Source organism: Proteus vulgaris, from assembly GCF_033708015.1.
Taxonomy (GTDB): Bacteria; Pseudomonadota; Gammaproteobacteria; order Enterobacterales; family Enterobacteriaceae; genus Proteus.
In genome coordinates this window covers 2,348,242-2,374,875 of sequence record NZ_CP137920.1, presented here as the reverse complement: position 1 = coordinate 2,374,875, position 26,634 = coordinate 2,348,242, and the positions used below count along the sequence as shown (strand labels likewise).

At 37.2% G+C, this 26,634-nt stretch carries 24 protein-coding genes; 14 read left to right on the top strand and 10 right to left on the bottom strand.

The window, feature by feature from the left end:
• Positions 1-77 precede the first annotated feature (77 nt).
• The gene (locus SB028_RS11285) at positions 78-776 is read right to left on the bottom strand and encodes a helix-turn-helix transcriptional regulator (protein ID WP_069368872.1); all 699 of its coding nucleotides are present in this window, start codon (positions 774-776) and stop codon (positions 78-80) included.
• A gap of 266 nt (positions 777-1,042) precedes the next feature.
• Between SB028_RS11285 and SB028_RS11280 the strand changes: the two genes are divergently transcribed.
• From SB028_RS11280 to SB028_RS11270, 3 genes are all read left to right on the top strand, one after another.
• Entirely contained in the window at positions 1,043-1,927 is an 885-nt protein-coding gene (locus SB028_RS11280) for a neutral zinc metallopeptidase (protein ID WP_069368873.1), read from the top strand.
• Positions 1,928-1,988: 61 nt separating this feature from the next.
• Positions 1,989-2,441 carry a DUF441 domain-containing protein gene (locus SB028_RS11275; RefSeq protein WP_036936105.1) on the top strand — a complete coding sequence of 151 codons (453 nt, stop codon included), beginning with the start codon at positions 1,989-1,991 and terminating at the stop codon, positions 2,439-2,441.
• Between the two features lie 2 nt (positions 2,442-2,443).
• Positions 2,444-4,492: a tRNA(Met) cytidine acetyltransferase TmcA gene (locus SB028_RS11270; protein ID WP_069368874.1), complete on the top strand. Its 2,049-nt coding sequence runs from the start codon at positions 2,444-2,446 to the stop codon at positions 4,490-4,492.
• Here SB028_RS11270 and SB028_RS11265 read toward each other — a convergent pair.
• Complete coding sequence (locus SB028_RS11265; protein ID WP_069368875.1) at positions 4,455-4,664, bottom strand: YpfN family protein; 210 nt, start codon at positions 4,662-4,664, stop codon at positions 4,455-4,457. The two genes, SB028_RS11270 and SB028_RS11265, sit on opposite strands and share 38 nt — an antisense overlap.
• A gap of 99 nt (positions 4,665-4,763) precedes the next feature.
• Between SB028_RS11265 and SB028_RS11260 the strand changes: the two genes are divergently transcribed.
• Positions 4,764-5,147 (top strand): DUF454 family protein, encoded by a 384-nt coding sequence (locus SB028_RS11260; protein ID WP_069368876.1) that lies wholly within the window; start codon positions 4,764-4,766, stop codon positions 5,145-5,147.
• Positions 5,148-5,149: 2 nt separating this feature from the next.
• On the opposite strand, the gene SB028_RS11255 is transcribed toward SB028_RS11260, so the two are convergent.
• From SB028_RS11255 to SB028_RS11245, 3 genes are read right to left on the bottom strand one after another with little or no spacing between them, the layout of a single operon-like run.
• Positions 5,150-5,818, bottom strand: coding sequence for a M15 family metallopeptidase (locus tag SB028_RS11255; protein ID WP_069368877.1), 669 nt, complete (start codon positions 5,816-5,818; stop codon positions 5,150-5,152).
• Positions 5,815-6,945, bottom strand: coding sequence for a succinyl-diaminopimelate desuccinylase (gene dapE, locus SB028_RS11250; protein WP_069368878.1), 1,131 nt, complete (start codon positions 6,943-6,945; stop codon positions 5,815-5,817). Before dapE ends, SB028_RS11255 begins: the two co-directional genes overlap by 4 nt.
• 5 nt (positions 6,946-6,950) lie before the next feature.
• On the bottom strand, positions 6,951-7,322 hold the full coding sequence (locus tag SB028_RS11245) for an ArsC family reductase (RefSeq protein WP_069368879.1): 372 nt from the start codon (positions 7,320-7,322) through the stop codon (positions 6,951-6,953).
• Between the two features lie 206 nt (positions 7,323-7,528).
• Here SB028_RS11245 and SB028_RS11240 point away from each other — a divergent pair, with 206 nt between their 5' ends.
• A complete protein-coding gene (locus tag SB028_RS11240) occupies positions 7,529-8,089 on the top strand; it encodes a hypothetical protein (RefSeq protein WP_069368880.1) in 561 nt (186 codons plus the stop codon).
• Positions 8,090-8,169: 80 nt separating this feature from the next.
• Here the strand turns inward: SB028_RS11240 and SB028_RS11235 are convergent, their stop codons facing one another.
• Positions 8,170-8,793: a response regulator gene (locus SB028_RS11235; RefSeq protein ID WP_069368881.1), complete on the bottom strand. Its 624-nt coding sequence runs from the start codon at positions 8,791-8,793 to the stop codon at positions 8,170-8,172.
• Between the two features lie 555 nt (positions 8,794-9,348).
• Here SB028_RS11235 and maeB point away from each other — a divergent pair.
• The 5 genes from maeB (at position 9,349) to SB028_RS11210 (ending at position 18,098) form a co-directional block, all read left to right on the top strand.
• Positions 9,349-11,631 (top strand): NADP-dependent oxaloacetate-decarboxylating malate dehydrogenase, encoded by a 2,283-nt coding sequence (maeB, locus tag SB028_RS11230; RefSeq protein WP_069368882.1) that lies wholly within the window; start codon positions 9,349-9,351, stop codon positions 11,629-11,631.
• Between the two features lie 168 nt (positions 11,632-11,799).
• Positions 11,800-12,669, top strand: a complete 870-nt coding sequence (locus SB028_RS11225; RefSeq protein ID WP_069368883.1) for a ChaN family lipoprotein — start codon at positions 11,800-11,802, stop codon at positions 12,667-12,669.
• 18 nt (positions 12,670-12,687) lie between these two features.
• Positions 12,688-13,497: an energy transducer TonB gene (locus SB028_RS11220; protein WP_069368884.1), complete on the top strand. Its 810-nt coding sequence runs from the start codon at positions 12,688-12,690 to the stop codon at positions 13,495-13,497.
• A gap of 27 nt (positions 13,498-13,524) precedes the next feature.
• Positions 13,525-15,693, top strand: coding sequence for a S9 family peptidase (locus SB028_RS11215; RefSeq protein WP_077885130.1), 2,169 nt, complete (start codon positions 13,525-13,527; stop codon positions 15,691-15,693).
• A gap of 161 nt (positions 15,694-15,854) precedes the next feature.
• Positions 15,855-18,098 carry a TonB-dependent receptor gene (locus SB028_RS11210; protein ID WP_069368885.1) on the top strand — a complete coding sequence of 748 codons (2,244 nt, stop codon included), beginning with the start codon at positions 15,855-15,857 and terminating at the stop codon, positions 18,096-18,098.
• Between the two features lie 100 nt (positions 18,099-18,198).
• Here the strand turns inward: SB028_RS11210 and xseA are convergent, their stop codons facing one another.
• Positions 18,199-19,581, bottom strand: coding sequence for an exodeoxyribonuclease VII large subunit (xseA, locus tag SB028_RS11205; RefSeq protein WP_069368886.1), 1,383 nt, complete (start codon positions 19,579-19,581; stop codon positions 18,199-18,201).
• 169 nt (positions 19,582-19,750) lie between these two features.
• On the opposite strand from xseA, the gene guaB reads away from it, so the two are divergent.
• Entirely contained in the window at positions 19,751-21,217 is a 1,467-nt protein-coding gene (gene guaB / locus SB028_RS11200) for an IMP dehydrogenase (protein ID WP_069368887.1), read from the top strand.
• Positions 21,218-21,301: 84 nt separating this feature from the next.
• Positions 21,302-22,879, top strand: coding sequence for a glutamine-hydrolyzing GMP synthase (guaA, locus tag SB028_RS11195; protein ID WP_069368888.1), 1,578 nt, complete (start codon positions 21,302-21,304; stop codon positions 22,877-22,879).
• Between the two features lie 80 nt (positions 22,880-22,959).
• Here the strand turns inward: guaA and SB028_RS11190 are convergent, their stop codons facing one another.
• Entirely contained in the window at positions 22,960-23,583 is a 624-nt protein-coding gene (locus tag SB028_RS11190) for a helix-turn-helix domain-containing protein (RefSeq protein WP_318859378.1), read from the bottom strand.
• A gap of 415 nt (positions 23,584-23,998) precedes the next feature.
• On the opposite strand from SB028_RS11190, the gene SB028_RS11185 reads away from it, so the two are divergent.
• Together SB028_RS11185 and SB028_RS11180 are read left to right on the top strand one after the other, a co-directional pair.
• Complete coding sequence (locus SB028_RS11185; protein ID WP_069368926.1) at positions 23,999-24,376, top strand: DNA polymerase beta superfamily protein; 378 nt, start codon at positions 23,999-24,001, stop codon at positions 24,374-24,376.
• Positions 24,360-25,412, top strand: a complete 1,053-nt coding sequence (locus tag SB028_RS11180; RefSeq protein ID WP_069368927.1) for a DNA polymerase beta superfamily protein — start codon at positions 24,360-24,362, stop codon at positions 25,410-25,412. Before SB028_RS11185 ends, SB028_RS11180 begins: the two co-directional genes overlap by 17 nt.
• Before the next feature lie 128 nt (positions 25,413-25,540).
• Here SB028_RS11180 and sra read toward each other — a convergent pair whose 3' ends face one another.
• Both sra and cutA read right to left on the bottom strand, forming a co-directional pair.
• Positions 25,541-25,774, bottom strand: coding sequence for a stationary-phase-induced ribosome-associated protein (gene sra, locus SB028_RS11175; RefSeq protein WP_036912805.1), 234 nt, complete (start codon positions 25,772-25,774; stop codon positions 25,541-25,543).
• Between the two features lie 308 nt (positions 25,775-26,082).
• Positions 26,083-26,391: a divalent-cation tolerance protein CutA gene (gene cutA / locus SB028_RS11170; RefSeq protein WP_069368928.1), complete on the bottom strand. Its 309-nt coding sequence runs from the start codon at positions 26,389-26,391 to the stop codon at positions 26,083-26,085.
• Positions 26,392-26,634 lie beyond the last annotated feature (243 nt).

Genomic DNA, 26,634 nt, shown 5'->3' with positions numbered 1-26,634 from the left:
GTTGATTAATAGGATGTTGTTTAAACTGAAACAGCTAAACCAAGAACAACTGAGGAAAATATTACGCAAACTGTGTGTCAATTTTTGTCAGGAGTCTCTTTCAAGAGCTCTTTTTTCCAGCGTGAGAATAAATAGCTTTTCGGGTAAGGCAAATTATCACTTAATACATCATAAGAGATAATTCTATCGAGTCTAAAATGGCGATAGCTTTGACGTAATTCACACCATGCGGCAATAACTTGAGAATCTTGAAAGTAACCCACAGCAATAGGCCAAATAATCCGAGAGCTTAATTTTTTTTGAGCATCTTTATAATCTATTCTGGCTTTCTTTTCTTCACGTAAACTAAAACGCATATCTTTAGCGATGGTATGATCAACTTCAATAATTTGGTTAGTGGGAACGAATAAGGTATTTTGTTCAAGCAATGTTTGATGTTGTGTGGTCACCACGGCATTGATTTTATTAATTGCCCGTAATGCGGAGTGGCTTAATTCTTTATCTGTATGACTTTCTACCCAACGTAAACCCAAAATAAGCGCCTCAAGCTCATTAATATCAAAGGTTAATGGTGGCAGGAGTAATCCTGACTTTAGTTGATAACCGATACCTGCTTCACCCGTGATTTCAGCACCTTGATGACGTAAAGAGTCAATATCACGATAAATAGATCTGACACTAATTTGTAATTTATCTGCAAGTACATCTGCCGTTATCGGGTAGCGATTTTCTTTTAAAATCTGCAATAAAGTGAGTAAACGTTGAGTTCGAGTCATTAAATTATCTATTTATGAGTAAATAAAGGATACAAGGGTAGGAACAAGAATTCTATTATGAACTCGTTAAAAAAACAGTTTTAATTTCTTATGATATATATTTATTTCTTGTGACAATGGAGGCTATTTTACTCTGATAGTCCCTATTATCTTGCTCTTAAAAAATAGGGAATAGAGATTGCAATTTTTTGTTATTATCTCAAATCAAGTGATAAATTTGTTCATAATAAAGCTAAAATCGTCTATTTAAACTGTGGGGATAAGTTATGCGTTGGAATGATCGCCGAAGAAGTGACAATGTTGAAGATAGAAGAGGGCAATCTTCCTCCGCATCAGGCGGTAGTAATCTCCCTTTAGGATTAATTGCACTTTTACTCCGTACTAAATATGGGTTTGTGATTATTATTGTTTTAGTGTTAGCGAGTTTTATGGGGTTTGATTTTAACTCTTTAACAGGTGAAACCAACCAAGTGCCACAACCTAACGAACAACAAAGCGCTCTTTATAATGAGGCCGCAGACTTTAGTAGCGTTGTTTTAGCCAGTACAGAAGATTTTTGGCAAACTCTTTTTGCACAAGCAGGCAAACAATATCGTTATCCGAAACTCGTTTTATATACCAATAGCACCACAACGCAATGCGGCACAGGGACAAAAATAATGGGACCTTTTTATTGCCCCGCGGATAGAAAGATTTATCTCGATCTCTCTTTTTATAATGAAATGAAACATAAACTGGGTGGCGGTGGTGAATTTGCTCAAGGCTATGTAATTTCACATGAAGTCGGGCACCATGTTCAGCATTTATTAGGCATCACTAATCAAATGCGCGAACAACAACAAAGGGCGCGTTCAAAAGCAGAGGCAAATCGTTTATCCGTAAAATTAGAGTTGCAAGCAGACTGTTTTGCGGGAATGTGGGGACATTTTATTGCAGGTGAAGGCCGTATTGACGAAAGCGATTTATTAACGGCGATTAAAACGGCGCAAGCCATCGGTGATGATAAATTACAGAAACAACAGCAAGGTTATGTCGTGCCTGACAGTTTTACACACGGCACAGCAGAGCAGCGTAAAACGTGGTTTATGAGAGGCTATAATAGTGGCAGTATCAAATCTTGCGATACATTTGCTTCTTCGTCTTTGAACTAATACCATTCGTCGTTGAATAAAAAATAATTAACGCGATAAAGAGAAAGGCTTAGGAACAAACATGAGTAACGTTGATCCCTCTCTATTAATTTTGCTGGTGCTCGCAGGGCTTGGCATTATTAGTCATAATATGACTGTAACGTTAGCAATGCTTGCTTTGCTAGTGATAAAAATTACACCGCTCAATCAATATTTTCCTGTTGTTGAAAAATATGGCATGACTATCGGGATCTTAATTTTGACCATTGGGGTAATGACACCCATTGCAACGGGGCGTATTTCAGGACAGGAAGTTCTCAATTCATTTTTAAATTGGAAATCACTGCTAGCAATTGCAATAGGTGTCGCGGTGTCTTGGTTAGGCGCTCGGGGCGTTTCTTTAATGAATAATCAACCTTCCACGGTTGCTGGTTTATTAGTCGGTACCGTTATTGGTGTCGCACTTTTCCGAGGTGTACCTGTTGGACCATTAATTGCAGCGGGTATTCTGTCATTGTTAATCGGTAAATCCTAGCTGTGCCATTTTCCTATTTACATCAATATCAGCAAAAATTAGCGCAATTAGGGCAACGTCAGTTACTGCTATTAACAGGCGACCCTACGTGGCAAATGAAGCAGATCCAACAAATTACTCAGTTATGCCAAGGTGATTGGATCACGATATCTTCAAATCAACCCCATGCTATTTTGCCAGAACAAGCAATTCGCCTATTAGGTCGTGAGTTTCTTCATGCCGTTTTTGATGCCAATCTAGGATTTAACACGGATGCTTTAGCCATGTTAACGGGCACATTAAAAGCAGGTAGTATATTGATCCTATGTCTGCCAGATATTGAAAGTTGGGGCAATTATATTGATAACGATAGTCAGCGCTGGAATGATGCTCAAGGTGTACTTTCAACACCAAATTTTATGGCGTGGCTAAAAAATATCACTTTAGGTGATGACCAAGTGATCGTCTGGCAGCAATCAGCATTATTACAATTACCCGTCATCATTGAAACGGCTGGCTCTTGGGCACTTCCACAAGGTAAACCAACCGCAGAACAGCAAGTAATTTTAGATAATTTGCTCTTATCAACATCCTGTGTTTGGAGTGTTATTGCCCCAAGAGGTAGAGGAAAGTCAGCACTAGCGGGAATGTTTATCGAACAATATCCAGGAAATGTACTGGTCTGTGCGCCAGCGAAAAAGAGTATAGATGTTTTATCTTCACATACCAATAAAGCGATTTTATTTTACTCTCCTGATAATTTATTAGCGCTATGTGTAAATAACAATATTCAAAGCGATTGGCTGATTATTGATGAGGCGGCTTCTCTGCCCATTGCACAACTAGAGGCATTGTGCCGTTATTTTCCTAATGTATTAATGACAACCACAGTACAAGGCTACGAAGGAACAGGACGAGGTTTTATGCTGAAATTAGGAGACAGTATCCCTAATTTGCGTACTTATCAATTACAAGCCCCCATTCGTTGGGCTAAAGATTGTCCATTAGAAAATTGGCTTAATCAATTGTTATTACTTGATGAGCCTGAGTATGATTTTGATTATCAGCAACAAGGTGAAGTCGATATCCAGCAACTTCAAGGAAATTGGCATAATAATATTTCACAACTTCATAATTTTTATCAATTGCTGACGAGTGCACATTATCGAACAACGCCACTTGATTTACGACGTTTGCTTGATGGTCAAAAACAGCGTTATTGGTCAGCGTCAATGAATAAAAAAATCGTGGGTGCGGTGTGGTGTATTGAAGAAGGGGGAGCACCTTTCGAACTTGCTCACGATGTCTGGCTAGGGGTTCGTAGGCCGAGAGGTAATTTGGTTGCTCAATCATTAGTCACTTATGGTTTAACTCCTGATGCCATGTGTTTGAATTCATTGCGTATTAGCCGTATTGCTGTTTTACCTCAATATCGGCGCCAAAAAATTGCCGCGACGTTAATTGCTAATATTGTAAAAGAGAGCCAAAAACAGGCTATTGATTATCTTTCGGTGAGTTTTGGTTACACTGACGTATTAGCGCAGTTTTGGAAGCAATGTGGCTTTCAAATAGTACGGTTAGGCGTACATAAAGAGGCAAGCAGTGGATGTTACACTGCAATGGCGATTTATCCGCTAACAGAACAAGGTGAGACGTTATTACAATCTGCTTTAAGTGCCTTTTCTTTACAATATCCGCAGATAAAACAGCAAACAAAATGCTATTTAGCGGATAATTTAATATCAAATCATCTTGCTACACCGCAAGACAGCTGGTTAATGATGGCGGGTTTTGCATTTGCTCATCGTCCAGCCCTTACTGTTTATGAGAGTGTTGCTAACTTTTTGGTCGGTTATGAGCAACACTATCCGTTATTGGTGGCTTTTTTTGTTGACAATAAGTCAGTTGAACAGTGCGTATCTGAGTTTTCTTTATCGGGAAAAAAAAGCTTAACTAAGCAATTAAGAGCGCAATGTGCACAATTAATGATCGAAAAAAATGCTCAATTAACATCGCGTTATCAACAATGGTTAGCTACTTATTCTCATCCTTCTTGTTTTGATTTTGTTTAGGCCAATCATCTTCATCATCCCATTTATCATTAAAATCACGATGTGGAGGGAGTTTTCGCTTATTTTTAAGAAATTTTTTAGGATCAACTTTATTCATCTCTTTAATAGCGTTAATAATAATTCCCACTAAAAGAATTAAAATTACCCACCAATAATCAGCAAACCAGTGCATAAATACGCCTTCTGTTTTAAAATTGTTATTGAGAATGAGGATCTTTTTTATTTAACTCGATAAAATAACGCAATACAGCATGAGTTGGAAAAGCACTGCATGAAACGGATATTATTGATTATAGCAGGTTGGTTATGCGTTGGATTAGCTACGCTAGGGGTTATTTTACCTGTCTTACCCACTACACCTTTCTTACTACTTGCAGCATGGTGCTTTTCTCGTTCGTCAAAGCGCTTTCATTATTGGTTACTTTATCGTTCTTGGTTCGGCCCTTATTTACGATATTGGCAAACTTATCGCGCTATGCCTAAAGGGGCGAAACCTAAAGCTATCTTGGTGATCTTAATTACCTTTGCGATTTCACTGTGGTTAGTGTCTATGCTTTGGGTCAGAATATTATTACTGATAATCTTAGTGTGTTTATTGATATTTATGTGGCGACTTCCTGTTAACGATCAACACGAAGTCCCATATAAAAAATAAGATTATTCAGGCAAAACAATATAACGAGCATATACCTCGTCAAGATTCGCTAATAGCCACTGTTTACCATAAATATGCTCTTCTTCTAACACCGATTTCAGAATATCAGGTGTATAAGCAAGAGAAGCTTCATGAGAAAGAGGCCAATAACTGATATGCCATGGCTCATAAGCAATATCACTCTTTTTATGAGTAAAAGGGCGATAAAAGTCATATGCTGACATATTTTCCGTTAACCAATCATTAAGCTCTGCAAAATAACCACTATCCTCGTATTCCCAAGGTTCTAATTGTAATGATTGACCTTCAGGCAAACGAAAAGGATCGTAAATATCAATTTCAGTACCCCAATGGTGGCGACTTGCACCAGGTAATGCTGACCATTTTAAAATAGCGATACAGCGTTCACCTTCTGATAATGCATGAATATCCATTGGCTGGCTTTGTGCATCTAAAACAGGACGAGTACCTTCAAACTTTCCATTCCATATAGCTAACTGGCGATTAAAATCACGAAAAGAGCTGGCTGGCATTAATTTAAAGCCTGCTTTTGTGGCTTGTTGTTGTAATGCTAAAAAAGCCTTAGTGGCATTAAATTGCAAACGATGCTGACCAGATAAAGTGACTAAATGGTCGGTAGAACGGCCTGTGAGCATTAAAGGTGTCATCATAAAATAAGTTGCTCCATGATCCGCTGATAAATTCGGCTAAGCTGTTGTAAATCTGCTGCACTAATACACTCATTGACTTTATGAATTGTTGCGTTAACGGGGCCTAATTCGACGACTTGAGCGCCCATTTGGGCAATGAATCGTCCATCAGAAGTGCCTCCGCTGGTGGAGAGTTCTGGCTCTAAATTGGTGTAATGTTTAACGGAGTAACGTACAGCTTCAAGTAGTTTGCCTTGCCCAGTAATAAAAGGCTGACCAGATAAAGCCCATTCCAGCTGATAGCGAAGTTGGTGCTTTTGTAATAATGCCTCAGTGCGTTGGCGGATTTCTTCATCGGTAATGGCCGTGCTAAAACGGAAATTAAATTGAAGAAATAGTTCACCGGGGATCACATTATTGCTGCCTGTGCCTGCATGGATATTGGCAATTTGCATTGTGGTTGCTGGGAAAAATTCATTACCTTCATCCCAAACAGTATTAACAAGCTCTTGGATAAAAGGGGAAGCAAGATGAATCGGATTTTCAGCAAGGTGAGGATAAGCAACATGGCCTTGCACACCTTGAATAATTAAATTTGCTGTTATTGAGCCACGACGACCATTTTTTACCATATCACCTAAATGATGTTGGCTTGAAGGTTCACCCACAAGGCAGTAATCGAGACGTTCGCCACGAGACATTAAAGATTGTACGACTTTAACCGTGCCATCTGCAGCTTTCGCTTCTTCATCTGATGTAATTAAAAAAGCGAGTCGTCCACGGTGATCGGGATAAGAGTGAACAAAACGTTCAGCCGCGACAATCATGGCGGCAAGCGAGCCTTTCATATCTGCCGCACCGCGCCCATATAATAGTCCATCACGAATAGACGGCTCGAAAGGTGGGTTATCCCACAAATTAGGATCCCCTGTTGGTACAACATCAGTATGGCCAGCAAAAGCCAGTGTTTCACCTTCACCACCACGGCAAGCCCAGAGATTTTCAGTTTCACCAAAAGGCATTCTTTCAATAGTAAAACCAAGAGGAGCAAGCCTATTGATAATCAGTTGCTGACAACCTTGATCATCAGGGCTGATTGATGGACGCGAAATCAGTTGTTGTGCAAGCTCAATAACAGGACAGGACATAAAAATTAGGCTCCTGTAAAGGTCGAATAATCATTGACACCAAAACCAACCATAAAGCGGTTGTCTGATGACACAAGGATAGGGCGTTTAATGATGGCTGGTTTATCTAACATTAGTGAGATTGCAGAGGTAACATCAGTGATAGTGTTCTTTTCTTCATCAGATAATTGACGCCAAGTTGTTCCTCTTTTATTCACAAGTGTCTGCCAATCTAAATTTTCTGTAAAGGTGCGTAATAATGCTTCCGTCAAACCCTCTTTGCGGTAATCATGAAACACGTAAGGAATATGATTATCATCTAACCATTTACGCGCTTTTTTGATAGTATCGCAATTTTTTATGCCGTACATGGTGTATGTCAGGTTTGTCGTGGACATGATATTTTCCTTATATGACAATACGTAATATTAGTATTGATGAGAATGAGTGTTATACAATTCCAAAATAACAGCTTTTGTTGTAGTGAAAAATCCTATTTACATTATAAAATATATCGGATATTAAACTGTCACGTTAGTGTAACGAATTGTGTAGCGTAGAGTAATACAAATACGAATAAAGATTTCCGTTGGTAAAAGAAAATATGAAAAGTATTTCACTGAGTCTTATATTGCTTTTACTCTCTTCTTTTAGCTGGGCTGACGAAGAAAAAGACAGTAGAAAAGTTGATGAGTATAAAATAGCCTTAGAGGCTTTTTTTAACAGTGATTATTTATTGTGTTTGGGCGAAGGGAAATGGCCTGTGTACAGCAATGAAGATGATGCACCATGGGTATTAGAAAGAATGCATGCATTAGTTGAAGCTGGATTGATTGAACAAACCGAAAATGGAGAAGAATGGGTGTTTAATCTTAGTGAAAAAGGACGTAAAGCTTGGCAACCTTATCAAGACTTTTGCTACGGTCATCTTTTTATTAGTCAGATAAAAGAAATTCAACCAATAGACTCAGATAAAAGTAAAATTTATTTCTATTATGGTGTGAAAGGGATCCCTTCATGGGCAACCAATGAAGAAATACAATCCGCTTTTAGTGAACTTGATATTGTGCTGAATGGAATAAATCGCGAACTGTATCAGTTAAATATCGAAAAGTTACCCGATAACCATTTTAAAGTATTGAGTTATCCAGTACCTATTGAGTAATCAATGGCTTGATATAGACTTAAATGAAATAATAAAGCGATATCTCTTTCTTACCCCGACCCAGTGTCGGGGTAATACGTTTAATACTGATGTTTAATAAGAATAAGACTGGCAGCTAAACGAGAAGTGACTTGCAACTTCTTTAAAATATTACGAATATGAACTTTCACTGTTTCTTCAGAAATAAATAAATTTTCAGCAATTTGCTTATTTTTCATTCCCGCAGACACTTCATGAAGCACATCTAACTCTCTTTTAGTCAACGCTGAAAGTGGGTCAGAATAGTTTTGCCTAAGCTGAATATATTGCCACACTCGCTCACTATAAACGGGATGTCCAACCGCAGCTTTGCGTAGGCTCAGTAATAGCATGTCTAATTCACACTCTTTTAAAAGATAACCGTTTGCGCCTGCATCCAACGCAGCATAAACATCATTACGTGAATCAGAAACGGATAAAACAAGAACATAAGATGTTAAACCAGAGCGACGAAGTGTTCGAATAATATCAATACCTGAACGCCCTTGTAGATTTAAGTCCATCATAATTAAGTCTGGATTTAACTGTTTTGCAGCAGTTACTGCCTCTTGAGCATTGCCACTTTCGCTTACTACGACAAAATCCTTGTCTTTTTCTAACAATAGCCGTAATCCATATCTCATGATAGGGTGATCATCCACTATCATAATTGAGTAGCTAGGCATAACCCCTCTCCCTAAAAAAAAATAATAATGTGCGTAATCTTTCCAATAGCAGAAAATAAAAAAGTAAATTCCAAATGAAGAATAAAAATTAGAATCAGACATCTTATTAAAACAATAAGAAAATAAATTGACGGTTGGCAATATTACACCAATTATTGTTACGGGTAAAAAAGAAAATAACCCAAAAGACTAACAAAAAATCTAATTCTATAAAATCTTTATAGTTACAATGACTTGTATGATGGTCAGGGTATATTAAAAATACACAGAAAGTGAAAACAGTTATTGTTTTTTTTAACTATATAAAAATTTTAATTATTTTAAATGTTAATTTAATATTTGGTAAATAATAAACAAATATTGTCTTTTTTCTGTTCGCGTTTATTACACCGATGAAATTAAATAGTGCTAATAATATACCTATAACTAGGTATTAATGGTTTTTAATAAATCGAGTTTACTAATTTGAAAAAAGTGTCGGAGCCGTCATGATTTAACGCTCCATTACCATTATACTAACGAAGCCCTTACCCTATTGATACAAAGGATATGAAGATGGAAGACAAATTAAAACAAAGCGCCCTAGATTTTCATGAATTTCCCGTACCAGGCAAAATCACCGTCGTACCAACAAAACCACTCATAACCCAACGTGATTTAGCATTAGCTTATTCACCTGGTGTCGCTGTTCCTTGCTTAGAAATTGCAGCAAATCCTCTTGCCGCTTATCGCTACACAGCCAAAGGCAATCTTGTCGCAGTGATTTCAAATGGTACTGCGGTATTAGGACTTGGCAATATCGGCGCTTTAGCAGGTAAGCCTGTAATGGAAGGTAAAGGCGTTTTGTTTAAGAAGTTTTCTGGCGTTGATGTTTTTGACATCGAAGTGAACGAAACTGATCCTGATAAACTTGTTGATATTATTGCATCATTAGAGCCAACATTTGGTGGTATTAATCTCGAAGATATTAAAGCACCAGAGTGTTTCTATATTGAGAAAAAACTGCGTGAAAAAATGAATATTCCTGTATTCCATGATGATCAGCATGGTACAGCGATTATCTCTACTGCCGCTATTCTCAATGGATTGCGTATTATTAAAAAAGACATTAGCAAAGTGAAATTAGTGGTATCAGGCGCGGGTGCCGCATCTATTGCTTGCATGAACTTATTAGTTGCATTAGGGCTAACACGCGAAAACATCACTGTATGTGACTCTAAGGGTGTGATCTACCGCGGTCGTGAAGCGAATATGGCAGAAACCAAAGCTGCTTATGCGATTGAAGATAACGGTACTCGTACATTAGATGATGTTATTAATAATGCTGATATTTTCTTAGGTTGTTCTGGACCTGGCGTATTAACGCAAGAAATGGTCAAAAAAATGGCACGTGATCCACTGATCCTCGCCCTTGCAAATCCAGAGCCAGAAATTCTACCACCATTAGCAAAAGCGGTGCGTTCAGATGCGATTATCTGTACAGGGCGTTCTGACTACCCAAATCAAGTTAATAACGTATTGTGTTTCCCATTCATTTTCCGTGGCGCATTAGACGTTGGTGCAACCGCAATTAATGAAGAGATGAAACTCGCTTGTGTTCATGCGATTGCAGAATTAGCACTCGCTGAGCAGAATGAAGAAGTTGCTTCTGCCTATGGTGATCAGGAACTCTCTTTTGGTCCTGAATACATTATTCCAAAACCGTTTGATCCACGTTTGATTGTGAAAATTGCGCCGGCAGTTGCAAAAGCGGCGATGGATTCAGGTGTTGCAACTCGTCCAATTGAAGATTTCTCTGCTTATATCGAACATCTTAATGAGTTTGTTTATAAAACGAACTTATTTATGAAACCTATTTTCTCTCAAGCGAAAAAAGAGAAAAAACGTATTGTGTTAGCAGAAGGGGAAGAAAATCGTGTACTTCATGCAACACAAGAATTAGTCACATTAGGATTAGCCTCACCAATCTTAATAGGTCGCCCTAGTGTGATTGAAATGCGTATTCAGAAATTGGGGTTACATATTAAAGCGGGTAAAGACTTTGAAGTCGTGAATAATGAAAACGATCCACGCTTCAAAGAGTATTGGCAAGAATATCACCAAATCATGAAACGTCGCGGTGTATCACAAGAACAAGCTCGTCGTGCAATGATTGGCAATCCAACACTTATTGGTGCCATTATGGTTCGCAGAGGTGAAGCAGATGGTCTGATTTGTGGTACTGTGGGTAGCTATTCTGAACATTTTGAAATCTACAAAAATGTATTTGGCTTACGTGAAGGAATGGAAACTGCGGGTGCAATGAACGCATTGTTATTGCCAAGTGGTAACACTTTTATCACAGACACTTACGTCAATGAAGATCCGACTGCAGAACAACTTGCTGATATTACGATTATGGCTGCGGATACTATCCGTCGTTTTGGTATTGAGCCAAAAGCAGCGCTGGTTTCTCGTTCAAGCTTCGGCTCATTTGATAGCCCATCTTCAATCAAACTCAGAAAAGCATTAGAGCTAATCAAGCAACGTGCACCTGAATTAGAGATTGATGGTGAAATGCATGCAGATGCAGCATTAGTGGAATCTATTCGTCGTGATGTGATGCCAGATAGCCCATTAAAAGGCTCTGCAAATCTATTAGTTATGCCAACAATGGAAGCCGCACGTATTAGTTATAACTTATTACGTGTCACCAGCTCTGATGGTGTAACAGTAGGGCCAGTATTAATGGGTATTGCTAAACCGGCCCATATCTTGACACCCATTGCCTCAGTACGTCGTATTGTGAATATGGTGGCATTAGCTGTTGTTGAAGCTCAGACACAGTCTCAGAATTAATTGTTACTAATCAAATGATTCTATTTATAAAGCGCCTTTTTATACACTTAAAATGGATAGATCAAACATTAAATGCAATTTAATATCAAAATGATATTGATTATTATTAGCATTAATACTAACCTATTCGTTTAATCAGGGTAAGTATATATAGCTAATAGGATGATTATGTTTTTCTCACTGCCAAAAAGGATCTTACTACTCGTTTCATTAATAAATCTTTCAGCATGTCATTCGATAGAGAAACAGCCAGTATCAACCGTAGAGCCGGCAATTATTCAGTCGGCAAACATCATTGATACCCAAACTGGGCAATCCATTACGGCAGATACGTTGTTAACACGATTAGCAAACCAATCACGAGTGATTATTGGTGAAAAACATGACAATACTTATCATCATGATATTGAGTATTGGTTAATAACAGAATTGCCTAAAAAACGTCCTCAAGGATCCGTTTTACTTGAGATGCTAACACCAAGCCAGCAATCATTAGTTAATAATACAAAAAAACGTTATTCTGGCTCTGAATACTTGCGGGATGAGCGATTAATGGCTGCATTGAAATGGAATTCAGGTTGGCCTTGGAAATGGTATGGCAATATTGTTAAAGCAGGGCTAAGCGCTAATTATCCTTTATTAGCTGCAAATATTGATCGCAGTGAAATATATAGTGCGTATAAAAACCCTCCTATTATTGATGGTGTGCATTCAACGGATATATCTGTTCGCCAACGTATTCAAAAAACAATCGAGTATTCTCATGGCGGTGAGCTTGATAAGACACAAGCAGAAAAAATGACGGTTATTCAGCAATTACGAGATCGTGCAATGGCTAAGCGTTTATTAGATGCGCCGACACCTGCACTTTTAATTGCGGGTTCTTTTCATGCCACGAAAGTCATGGGTGTACCTTTACATGTTGCTGACTTAGCGCCAAATGAAAATGTGACCGTCGTAATAATGGCGGAAGAGGGGAGTGATGTGACTTCAGTTCATGCGGATTATCTTTGGATAACACCAGTTGCATTACCTTAATTTATTGGCTGCGCGAATATGATTACTTCTTCTTGTATGGATCAAATGCCAAAATTTCAGCTTTGTAGTGCTAAAGCGTTTATTTTGGCAATCGGTATACATGCTATTTATGTCATGGCTTATTTTTATTTCAATAAAGAGAATACGGTATTAATACAAGAGCCAGAATTAGCGGTAATGATGAGCTTAAGTGAAAACGTACAAGCGATCAGCGACGAAAAACAGATTGTAGGTGTTGATCAACAACTGGCGGTGGCAAGCCAAAAAAAGGTAGAGCAAGACGTTGCTGAAAAACAGCCTGATCTGATTGTGAATGAAAATGCAGATATTCTTATCGAAAAACCTAAAAAAAGGGTCAATCGAGAGGAAATGGCTAAAGTAACACCCGTCATCTCTCCTGTAAAACCTTCACCTATTATTAGTGAAAATGTGTCTAGTCAATCAGCACCTTCAAGCAGTCGCTCTGTGGCGAAACAACAATCTAATGATGTTAGTGCAAACTATGACAGCGATTCTGAGAGTTCAGAAAGTGCGTTAGCATTGTGGCAAGCGAAAACAAAAGGGCATCTTAATCGCTATAAAGCCTATCCTGAAGAAGCAAAAAGCAAAGGTAGAACGGGAGTTTCTAAAGTACGCTTTATTGTTGATGAACAAGGTTATGTCATATCAAGTGAATTAATTCTCAGTAGTGGCGTGCGTTCTTTAGACCGAGAAGCACAAAGAGTACTCAAACGTGCAGAACCCTTACCTATACCGCCAATAGAGTTATTGTCACAAGGTAAAATAATGGTTGAAATGCCTATCGAGTTTTCTACACTAACGTTCTAACAACGGGTAAAAAGGAAATAAAACGTTATGCTAATCGCAACAAAAAAACGGATGACGTTGAAATTAACGAGTGCGATCATAGCATTGTTAATTTCAGCAACACCTGTATTGGCTCAAAATCAGAAGGACTCCCTAGTGATGCCACCAAAAGCAAATAAAGTACCTCACGTGATGACAGAGCATGGGGATACGCGCACCGATAATTATTATTGGCTACGAGATGATTCACGCAAAGATCCTAAAGTACTTGATTATCTGAATGCGGAAAATGCTTATACTGAATCAGTGATGAAAGAGGGTAAAGCCCTTGAAGAAACGCTTTTCAATGAGATGGTAAGTCGCATGGCTCAAAACGATGAGTCAGTACCTTACATTTACAATGGCTATACTTATCGTACTATTTACCAAGAAGGTAAAGATTTTCCTATTTATCAGCGTAAACCCGTAAATAGTGACAGTGAATGGGAAGTTCTCGTTGATGGAAACGAACGTGCTAAAGGGCATGAGTTCTATCAATTAGGTGATCTCACTATCAGCCCAGATAACAAACGCATTGCTATTGCAGAAGATAAAGAAGGCCGCAGAAACTATAATGTTGCCTATAAAGATTTATCAGATAACACATGGAAAGAGAATGTGTTAACTCATATCTCAGCAAACTTAGTGTGGGCAAATGATAGCAAAACACTATTTTATGTTGATAAAGATCCGCAAACGCTACTGCCTTACCAAATCTATCGCCATCAATATGGCACTGATCGTAAACAAGATATCAAAATCTTTGAAGAAAACGACGATCGCTTTTATACATGGATAAGTAAAAGCAAATCTGAAGATTACATTCTTGTCTCTATCGAAAGCTCAACAACCTCTGAATCTCGTTTAATTGACGCAAATGCACCAGAAAAACCGATGGTTATCTTTTCTGCGCGTCAAGAAGGGCGTGAATATGATATCGACCATTTTAATGGTGAATTCTATATTCGTTCGAATCATGAGAGTGAGCTGTTTGGTCTTTATAAAACCGCATCAATCGATAAACCTTGGGAAACCGTCATTGCACCCCAAAAAGAGGTCGATTTAGAAGGTTTTGATCTTTTTAATCGTTGGTTAGTTGTTGAAGAAAGAAAACAAGGTTTAGTGTCATTACGCCAGATTGATTGGAAAACAGGTCAATCAACATATGTTACGTTTGACGATCCTGTTTATATGGCATGGCTAGGATTTAACCCTCAAGCAGATAGTGAAGAGCTTCGCTTTGGTTATACGTCTATGACGACACCTTCTTCAACTTATCAATGGAATATGCAAACGCATCAAAAGCAACTACTGAAACAGCAAGAAGTAAAAGGCTTTGAACGTGATTTATATGAAAGTGAGCGTATTTGGGTAAAAGCACAAGATGGTGTTGAAGTTCCTGTATCATTGGTTTATCGCAAAGACTTATTCAAGAAAGGTGAAAACCCTATCTTAATTTATGGCTATGGTTCTTACGGTAGTAGCATCGATCCTTCATTTAGCTCACCTCGTTTAAGTTTGTTAGATCGTGGTTTTGTTTATGCCATTGTGCATGTGCGTGGTGGTGGTGAGCTAGGCAAGCGTTGGTATAACCAAGGTAAAATGGAACATAAAGTTAATACTTTTACCGACTTTATTGATGCTACTAACGACTTAATAGCTAAAGGTTACGGAGCACCTAAACACGTTTATGCTATGGGAGGGAGTGCAGGCGGTTTATTAATGGGTGCTGTTGTGAATATGGCACCGGAATTATACCGTGGTGTGGTATCTCAGGTTCCCTTTGTGGATGTGTTGACAACAATGCTCGATGCTTCAATTCCTTTAACCACTGGGGAATATGAAGAATGGGGAAATCCGGCTGATAAAGAAGTTTATTTCCGCTTAAAATCGTATAGCCCATACGATAATGTGGTTGCTAAAGCTTATCCTCATCTATTAGTCACAACAGGATTACATGATTCACAAGTGCAATATTGGGAACCTGCAAAATGGGTTGCTAAATTGCGTGAATTAAAAACGGATAATAACTTATTATTACTTGATACTAATATGAGTGCAGGGCATGGTGGTAAATCAGGACGTTTTAATCGTCTGCGCGATACTGCAAAAGAATATGCCTTTATTTTGATGTTAGAACAGCCTGAAGTCTATTTTAACACTCAGAATATAAAATAGAATAATCAGTAATAAGCAATAATTTTAATAAATAAACCTGTCTCTCTTAAAGAGAGACAGGGCTATTATTTAAAGTAAATACAATAATAATATTTTCTAGTTTGTGACTTTATATAAAGCAACGTGAGCCTATTTAAATAAAAATAAAGAATAGGTTTATTATGAAATTTACAAGGAAAATACTTAGCACTCTTATTTTATTTTCGGGTGCTAATCATCTTGCCATTGCATCTGAAACAGATAAAGCGATTCAATTTAGTAGCTTAAAAGTTTCATCAGCACAAAAAGAAACACCCGAACAAAAAGCATTGGGAAAGCCTGGTGCTTATAGCGCTATTGGTGAAATTAATAATCTTGAATCTGTTGAACAAACATTACGTTCAACACCTGGCACATATACTCAAATGGATGTGAGTCAACCGGGTATTAGTGTTAATATTCGCGGGCTTAGTGGTTTTGGTCGCGTGAATATGATGGTGGACGGTGTCACACAAACGATGTATAGCACATCACCTAGCCAATATGCGCATGGTGCACAACCCTACAACCAATTTAATAGTATGATCGATCCGAATTTTATTATTCAAATTGATATTTCTCGTGGTCAACAAGATGGTGAAAATAGTATTAATGCGCTGGCAGGAAGTGCTAATTTTAAAACTATTGGTGTAGAAGATATTTTATTTCAAGGACACTCTTGGGGAATTAGAAGTAAAGCGGCTGGTGGCACAAATGGATTAGGTTATAACGGCATGGTTGCTTTTGCAGGGCAACGTTCATTATTTAATGATGACGGTAGCATTGGTGCAATGCTTGCCTTAAGTGGGCACAAAATAGAATCTTCCTATAAAAATGGTGCTGGTTTTAATAGCGAAGAATTCTCGACAAGCAAAGAATTCAATCAACGACCGCATTCAGAACTGACTAAAATTAAGATTAAACCCAACGATTCTCATGAATTAGAATTAAGTGGTCGTTTTTATCACAATGATTTTAATCGACGAAAAATTGAGGCAAAAGATTATTATGCGAAATATCGCTATACACCGCTAAACGATCTATTTGATAGTGAAATTCTGCTTAGCCATAGTCAGGCATCACAAAAATTTGCAGGTGATTCTCTCGTTAGTTTACGTGAAGCAAATGCAAAAAATATATCTGATTCACTAGTCGCAAAAAATACCAGTCGCTTTAACTACGGCGAATTAGATATGGCATTAACACTCGGTTCTAAATTAATGTCAACGGAATACAAGCGCAGTGTTATTGCACCTTCTACTGATCTGTGGCAATCACAAAACATGGTTGAATATAATACGTTTGCACCTCAAGGAAAAAATGATTTAACCAGCTTCTTTTCACAAATGAAATTTGAATATGATATTTATACGCTCGATCTTAATTTAAATTATGTCGATTATCATATCAAAGGGCGAAAACCTGCTTGTGATCCACGAGCCGCATGCTTCCCTGAAGGGGAAATGAACCTCAATCGCCATGATAGAAATTGGGATCCTGGTATGTTGTTTTCTGCCGAAATTATTCCTGAATTTCAGCCTTTTGTAAGCTATGCACACACCATGAGAGCACCAACATCACAAGAGATTTTTTTTGCTAATGAGGGTGGTGCTTCAATGAACCCATTTTTAAAAAGTGAAAAAGCCGATACGGTGCAAATTGGTTTTAATAGTTATCGTCCAGATTTAATTTTTGAAGGTGATAGCTTACGATTTAAAGGATTGTGGTATCACACAAAAATTAAAGACTACATTTCCAGTGATTCTTATTTTGTATGTAAAGGTGGAGTGCGTTGTAAAAATGACGGTTCTTTAACTGGCGAGGATTACGCGGGGATAGAATATGATGGGAATATTTTTCTGTATACCAATAGCCTAGAGCCAGTGACTTTACGTGGTTATGAGCTACAAGCGAATTATGACGCAGGAGTGTTTTACACTCACTTATCATACAGTGACCAACGAACTTCACAGCCGACGTCGATTGCCAGTACAGATTTTGGACAAACACCCGCCTCTGAGCTTCCTAAATATTACGCCACCATCGATACGGGTGTTCGCTTCTTTGATGACCATTCATTAGAAGTCGGTACTGTGATCCAAATAACGGGGAAATCGCGTAAAACTTCACCTGAAGGCGTAGATTATGACACAGGCAAGGTACCTATGGTACAACAAGATAATATTCCGACAGTTATTGATCTTTATAGTAATTACAAAATTAATAAGAATATTTCTTTGAAGTTTGCGGTGCATAATTTAATGAATAAAAACTATTCTAATGCACTTGATAGAAGTAATTCAGCGCCAATTATGCAAGATCCGGGTGCAAACACACAAACTGCCCGTGGCAGAAGTTACCTTTTTGCAGGAGAAGTCCGTTTTTAAAATAACGTAATAATGATATTAAGACATAATAAAAAAACGGCATCAAAGGAAAATGGGTGCCGTTTTCTATATCACAATTCACTAAACAACAAGAATTAAGTTAATCATCACTTTTAGGTGTTGTTTTACGTTTAGCTCTTATTTTTTGTGTTTTAACCACTTCACTGGTGATCCAACCATCTTCAACGCGTGTTTTCAACGGATCGCCCACTTTCACTTGTTTGGTCTTTTTCAGCACTTCGCCAGACGCTGTTTCACTAATACTGTAACCGCGAGATAGTGTTGCGAGAGGACTCACACTTTCTAAACGAGAACAGCTAATAGCAAACTGTTCACGTTGACGTGATAACCGTAGTGAAATACTTTCTCTCATACGGTAAATCAACTGTTGTTGTTGGCGAAGTAATGCTTGGATTTGTGAACTAGGCTCTTGGTAATTAAGGCGTTTTTGTAGTTGTAGTTGTTGATGTTGCTTGGTTTGCAATAGCTGCTGAAAACTAGTCACTAAACGCTGTTGTGTGGAAGCTAATACATTTTGCTGACGCGCAAGACGTAAATGAGGATGCTGTTGCTGTAAACGATGATGAAGCTGTGTTATTGCGCGTAATTTTTTCGCTAAATAGTAATCCATAGCCATTTCAAGGCGTTGTTGCTGTGACTGCAATTGGCGCAATAGCTCAAGTTTGTTACGACTAATAAGTTCTGCCGCAGCAGAAGGGGTTGGTGCTCTAAGGTCGGCAATAAAATCAGCAATGGTCACATCGGTTTCATGACCAACTGCACTCACAATCGGAATTTTACTGGCAAAAATAGCACGAGCAACGCGTTCATCATTAAATGCCCAGAGATCTTCTAACGAACCGCCACCTCGACCAACAATTAAAACATCACACTCTTTACGGCGGTTAGCAAGTTCGATGGCATGAACAATCTGCATAGGCGCTTCAGCACCTTGAACCGCAGTTGGGTAGATAAGTACGGGCAAAGAAGGATCACGACGACGAAGAATATTTAAGATGTCGTGTAGTGCAGCTCCTGTTGATGAAGTGATTACACCAATCTGTTTTGCGGGTGATGGCAGCGGTTTTTTATAAATAGCATCAAATAACCCTTCTGCACTAAGTTTTTGTTTTAATAGCTCAAATTGTTGTTGTAAGAGTCCGTCACCAGCAGGTTGCATACTTTCAACAATTAATTGGTAATCGCCTCGTGGTTCATACAATGTAATTGTTGCCCTCACTAAGACTTGCTGGCCGTGTTGAGGACGAAAAGTGACTTTACTATTTTGCCCACGAAACATCGCCGCTCTAATTTGGGCGTGAGTATCCTTTAACGTAAAATACCAGTGACCAGAAGAGGGTTGAGTGAAATTAGAAATTTCAGCACTGATCCAAATGCGACCCATTTCCATTTCTAATAACTGGCGAACGGTCTTATTTAGACGGCTAACAGTAAAAATATTATTGTTTATCGGTAGTGTCATGTGAGCCAGATCAAATTTTAAAACAAAGACTTAATTGATTGATACTACCTAAGTTAGTGGCAGGATCAATAAAAATTTTGAAAAAAAGCTAGAAGCAACCGATTACGGTGTGTATAATTCCGCGGCAATATTTTCTATTTCCTAAAAGCCGCCTTGGTGAGATATTGCTATGTTACGAATTAAAAAAGAAGCACTTACATTTGATGATGTTTTGTTAGTTCCTGCACACTCCACAGTTCTTCCTAATACCGCCGACTTGTCTACACAACTGACTGAAACAATCCGCCTAAATGTTCCTATGCTTTCTGCTGCAATGGATACTGTAACTGAGGCACCTTTAGCTATCGCATTAGCTCAAGAAGGTGGGATCGGTTTTATCCACAAAAACATGTCTATCGAACGCCAAGCTGAAGAAGTCCGTCGTGTGAAAAAACATGAAAGTGGTGTTGTCACTGATCCTATTACCGTAACACCAGAAACTTCTTTACGTGAAGTTCAAGCAATGACTGAACGCAATGGCTTTGCGGGTTACCCAGTTGTGACTAATGATAACGAATTAGTGGGTATTATTACGGGTCGTGATGTTCGTTTTGTTACTGATTTAGATCAACCAGTTACTGCGGTAATGACACCCAAAGAGCGCTTAGTGACTGTACAAGAAGGTGAAGCTCGAGATGTTGTCATGCAAAAAATGCATGAAAAACGCGTAGAGAAAGCCTTAGTGGTAGATAACAACTTTCACTTGAAAGGGATGATCACTGTAAAAGATTTCAAAAAGGCAGAGCGTAAACCAAATGCATGTAAAGACGAACACGGTCGCTTACGTGTAGGTGCTGCTGTTGGTGCTGGTGCCGGTAACGAAGAACGTGTTGCAGCATTAGTTGCTGCTGGCGTCGACATTTTACTTATTGACTCTTCTCACGGTCACTCTGAAGGCGTATTACAGCGCATTCGTGATACTCGTGCATTATATCCAAATCTCCCTATTATTGGTGGCAATGTTGCAACCGCAGAAGGGGCTTTAGCATTGGCAGATGCAGGTGTAAGTGCGGTTAAAGTTGGTATTGGTCCTGGTTCAATTTGTACAACACGTATCGTAACAGGGGTTGGTGTACCGCAAATTACCGCTATTGCGGATGCAGTTGAAGCATTAAAAGATCGCAATATTCCTGTTATTGCGGATGGTGGTATTCGTTTCTCTGGTGATATCGCAAAAGCATTAGCAGCAGGTGCAGCTTGTGTTATGGTTGGTTCAATGTTTGCAGGTACTGAAGAATCTCCAGGCGAAATCGAACTTTTCCAAGGCCGTTCTTATAAATCTTATCGTGGTATGGGTTCATTAGGTGCAATGTCTAAAGGTTCATCAGATCGTTACTTCCAAACTGATAATGCGGCAGACAAATTAGTACCAGAAGGTATCGAAGGTCGTGTTGCTTATAAAGGTTTATTGAAAACGATTGTTCACCAACAAATGGGTGGTTTACGTTCATGCATGGGCTTAACAGGCTGCGCAACAATTAAAGAGTTGAATACTAAAGCTGAATTTGTCCGTATCAGTGGTGCTGGTATTCAAGAAAGCCATGTTCATGATGTGACTATCACGAAAGAATCACCTAACTATCGCTTAGGTATGTAATTTATTCCGAGAAAGGCTTGTTTTGATGCTAGATTAGCAAGCCTTTCAACTTTATGACTTTATCTGTTTTGGAATTCACCACAAATGACAGCAAATATCCATAATCATCGCATTCTTATCCTTGATTTCGGTTCACAGTATACGCAGCTTATTGCTCGCCGTATCCGTGAAATCGGCGTTTATTGTGAACTCTGGGCATGGGATGTTACAGAAGAACAAATTCGTGAATTTAATCCTAATGGTATTATTCTGTCTGGTGGTCCTGAAAGTACGACTGAAGATAACAGCCCTCGTGCACCAGAATATGTATTTAATGCAGGTGTTCCTGTATTAGGCATTTGTTATGGCATGCAAACGATGTCGATGCAATTAGGTGGCGACGTCGAAGTTTCTGGTGAGCGTGAATTTGGTTATTCACAAGTTGAAATTCGTGAAACTTGCGCACTATTCAATGATATTCAAGACTCAGTTAGCGAAGATGGCAAACCATTATTAGATGTATGGATGAGCCACGGTGACAAAGTAACGGCTATTCCATCAGACTTTGTCACAGTAGCTAGCACTGAAACTTGCCCATTTGCAATTATGGCGAATGAAAAGAAACATTTTTATGGTGTTCAATTCCATCCAGAAGTTACACACACACATCAAGGTTTAGCGATTTTAAAACGTTTCGTTTTAGATATCTGTGGTTGTGATGCCTTGTGGACTTCTGCCGCAATTATTGAAGACACGGTTGCTCGTTTAAAAGAACAAATTGGTGATGATCACGTTATTTTAGCGTTATCAGGCGGTGTTGACTCTTCAGTGACCGCATTACTGTTAAACCGTGCAATTGGTAAGCGTTTAACATGTGTGTTTGTTGATAACGGCTTATTGCGCCTGAATGAAGCAGAACAAGTCATGGAAATGTTTAAAGGTAAATTTGACCTAAATATTATCCATGTTGAAGCGGAAGATCGCTTCTTAACTGCGTTGAAGGGTGAAAACGATCCAGAGAAAAAACGTAAAATCATTGGTCATACATTCATTGAAATTTTTGATGAAGAAGCTATTAAACAGCCGCAAGTTAAATGGTTAGCTCAAGGGACTATTTATCCTGATGTGATTGAATCAGCAGCATCAGCAACAGGTAAAGCCCATGTGATTAAATCACACCATAACGTAGGTGGTTTACCAGAAGATATGAAGCTGGGCTTAGTTGAGCCATTAAAAGAACTGTTTAAAGATGAAGTGCGTAAGATTGGGTTAGAGTTAGGCTTACCATACGATATGCTTTATCGTCACCCATTCCCAGGGCCTGGTTTAGGGGTTCGTGTATTAGGTGAGATCAAGAAAGAGTACTGTGATTTATTGCGTCGTGCTGATGCTATCTTTATTGAAGAATTGCATAAAGCAGACCTATATAACAAAGTAAGCCAAGCATTTACCGTGTTCTTACCAGTACGTTCAGTGGGTGTTATGGGCGACGGTCGTAAATATGATTGGGTTGTTTCATTACGTGCCGTTGAAACCGTGGACTTTATGACCGCACATTGGGCTCATTTACCTTATGATTTCTTAGGCCGTGTTTCTAACCGCATTATCAATGAGGTGGGAGGTATCTCTCGTGTTGTTTATGATATCAGCGGTAAGCCACCAGCAACCATTGAGTGGGAATAAAATACCGTTTATCAGCAATAGTTGATAAAGGTTAAAAAACCAAGAGCCATCAGTATGTTACTGGTGGCTTTTTTTATATATTACTTTTTTCTGGCGAGATTATTTTTATAAATAATAAATTCAATAAAGTTTTGAATTGATATTTTTTCACTTAAAGGTAATTTTGAATAAGCTTTTCTATCATAATTAATAGTGCCTTTATCATTCTTAGGGATTAACAATTCATAAGCTTGACGTCCCATAGCTTTTGCTATTGCATCAATGCTCTCTACAGTTGCACTAGATTCAGAATTAATAATTCTATTCACCGTAGATTGGCCAAGATCTGAATCAGTTGCCAGCTTTACTCTGGATTTAATACCATCATGTAACATAAATGTTGTGATGTTATCTGAAAGGATATTGCCGATTTCTGTTGGAATATATTCTTTTGTTTCTGATACTGTATGATCTTCTTTCAGATGGTCTATGTCCATCCAATATTTGCTAATTTTAGTTATATATTCAATTTTTCGTGACATGGGATCGGTAAGTTCACGATGACTTTTTAAGTCTTTTGATGACAGGTAACGAGATATCATACTTGGAGCAATACCAAGGGCATTAGCTAATCGATATTGTTTACCATCGTAATAGCGTTCAATCACATAAATTAAATTATTTTTTCTTATCTCAGTAATACTTTTTAGATCTTTAGTATTCATAGATTATCTCTTATGGTTATATTTTATCTGTAAATATTTTTGTTATTTATATAATTAAATTTAACTATTTGACGAATAAAAATAAAGATAAGTTGATTTTTTGATAACAATAAATGTCTATTTATGGGTTGTAAATATCAGAACAACTAACTGATTAATAATGATAAAATTGACACTTAAAAGTTTTATTAAAATGAAAAAATAATTTTAATAACAATGTTGTAATTGATTAAAAAGAACATAACGCGCAGAGTTACAAGGGACTATCCAAAAATCTTGCTGAGGAGATAACTCACAAAAATAAATAGTAAATAATTTATCAACAATATCCTAATGTTCAAAAAGAGTTATCTGAGCTTGCAAAACTCTATTATCAACCCAAAGTCATTGTTCATCATTACAGAGGAATTGCTAAGTGGTGAGTGGCTATTCTCCGGAAAATAACCCTAAAAATGAGATTAGAGCAGAGTCAATAAAATTAAAAAAATGGTTTTATATGTTACGTTCTCTTTTATCCGCTTATTGGACTGTGAAAACAGGTGATATTCCACCTATGGAATTGAGTGAGCTGATAAAAATTTTAACTATTGAAGAGCAAAATGCCATCAAAGAATTAGTAGACTTCAAATCAGATAAAAATGAACATTTTACTTGGATCCCAACAGAGGCGATGCAACATTTAGTAATTTTTTTATGGCAAGAGACAAATATTCATTTAACTAAAAGAACAGTACCCGATAATGATATTTTAAATAATTGGGTTAGGAATAAATTAGATGAAACTGACTATTGAAGATATAAAACCTTACCTTTTATTTGAAAGTATCGCTGGAAGTCGTTCACATAATCTTGCAACGGAAACGTCAGATACTGATATAAAGGGTGTCTTTTACCTCCCTAAAGATCTTTTTTATGGGTTGAAATACACACCACAAGTCAGTAATGAAACTAATGATATAGTTTATTATGAGCTTGGAAGATTTATAGAACTATTGTGTGCATCTAATCCTAATATTTTAGAGCTACTTAATTCACCCGAACAGATGGTTATTTATCGACACCCTTTAATGTCACTGATAAAACCAGAATGGTTTTTGTCTAAAACTTGTGTTCAAACATTTGTGCATTATGCCAAAGGGCAGATTAAGAAAGCTCAAGGACTCAACAAAAAAATAGTAAATCCAGTTGAGAAAAAATTAAAAACTATTCTCGATTTTTGTTATGTCATTGAAGATGGAAAGACAATATTAATCAATACTTGGTTAGGATCTCGACATTGGAAACAAGAGCATATTGGGTTAACAAAGCTTACCCATGCTCAAGATATTTATGCAATTTATTATAATGATAAATTACCTTATCAAGGAATAATAAAAAAAGAAAATGCGAGTGATGTATTACTCAGTAGTGTTTCTAAAACAGCAAAATTAGAAGGTTATCTTAGCTTTAATAAAGAAGGTTATAGTGCATATCGTAAGCAATATCATGAATATTGGCAGTGGGTTGAACAACGTAATGATGTTCGTTACCAGCAAAATATCGACCATGGAAGAAGTTACGATAGCAAGAATATGATGCATACTTTTAGATTACTCTATATTGCATTAGGGATCGCACAAGAAGGAAAAGTGAAAGTGTGGTGTGATAATAGAGATGAATTATTAGCAATTAAAGCAGGTCAGTTTAGTTATGATGAATTATTAGAGCGCAGTGAAATTCTTATTAAAACTATTAAGAGTGCATTTCAACACAGCCTATTACCTGATGAAATTGAACCTTCAATTGCAGAAGTTGCTCTTATAAATATAAGAAAAGAGCTTTATAAATAGTATAAAAATGAACCAATCCAAAAAACTAATATCCCTTACGTAATGTAAGGGATATGCTATTTTTAATATTTCAAGTATACAAACTAAATACGAAAATATTGATTAAATAGCGTTAGCGTATAAAGATATTAATTAGTTGCAAGATACTCTGGATAAGCATCTGTTAACTTCATATATATACGCTTATGCTCTGCATTCTTTCTGAAATCCTGTTTTAAACAGACTTTAGCTGTATTTTTTAACTCAGCAGGTATATTTTCAGCGTTTGTAGAGGCAATAATGGAAAAACGCACTTTCTTTTTAGACCGACTTAAATTATAAGGTAAACCTAAAATACGTCTTGCGACTCTGTTTGTTTTCACAACTCACTCCTTTTTGTTTAATTTAGAGAAAGCCTATTTATTATAACAGAAAATAAAAAGAATAAGATGTTGGTAACCTTATTAATTTAGTATTAAAAGCTATTTATCTATGTATTTAAAAATATTCAAACTTATAAAGTGTATTGAAAATACTTTTCATAGTTTAAAACAAAAAGTTTAGCTTAATATTAACAATGAGTTATTTGTCTCATAATTTAGATGGTATAAGATACTTTTATTTACAATTAATTATCATTTTTTTAAACAAAATATCAGGAATGAGACCTCAGTAAAAATTTAACGTTATTTTAATTCAACGAGGTATGTACCCAATTAAGATAACCTTTAAAACCATTTTCAATCGGTATTATAATCACTTCAGGAGTATCATAAGGATGTATTTCGACAAGAGTATTAATTAAGTTTTGCTGTTTACTTTTCTCGGATTTTATCATCATAAGTATTTCATTATCTTCAATAATTTTATTGTCCCAATGATAAATAGATTTAACTTGAGGTATTAAATTTACACAAGCGGCAAGTTTTGTATTGATGAGGTAGTGAGCAATTTCATTAGCGATTTTTTCATTTGGTGCTGTGGAGTATGCAATTATCATTATTTTTCCTTTTAAAATTAATTGATTGTTGATAGCAACAATAATACTTGGGTGATTTTAATTTTATCAAAATAAAACTTTTTAAAACTTAAAGCTAATATTTTTATTTCTAGCAAAATAAAACAGTATTTTCAAAAAAAACTTTCTCGATATGAACTGTTTACGGCATTATTAAGGGCTTTTTACGTATTATAAGATTCTTGTAGTAAAGAAAAATATCAGGGTGCCGATACTATTAGTAGA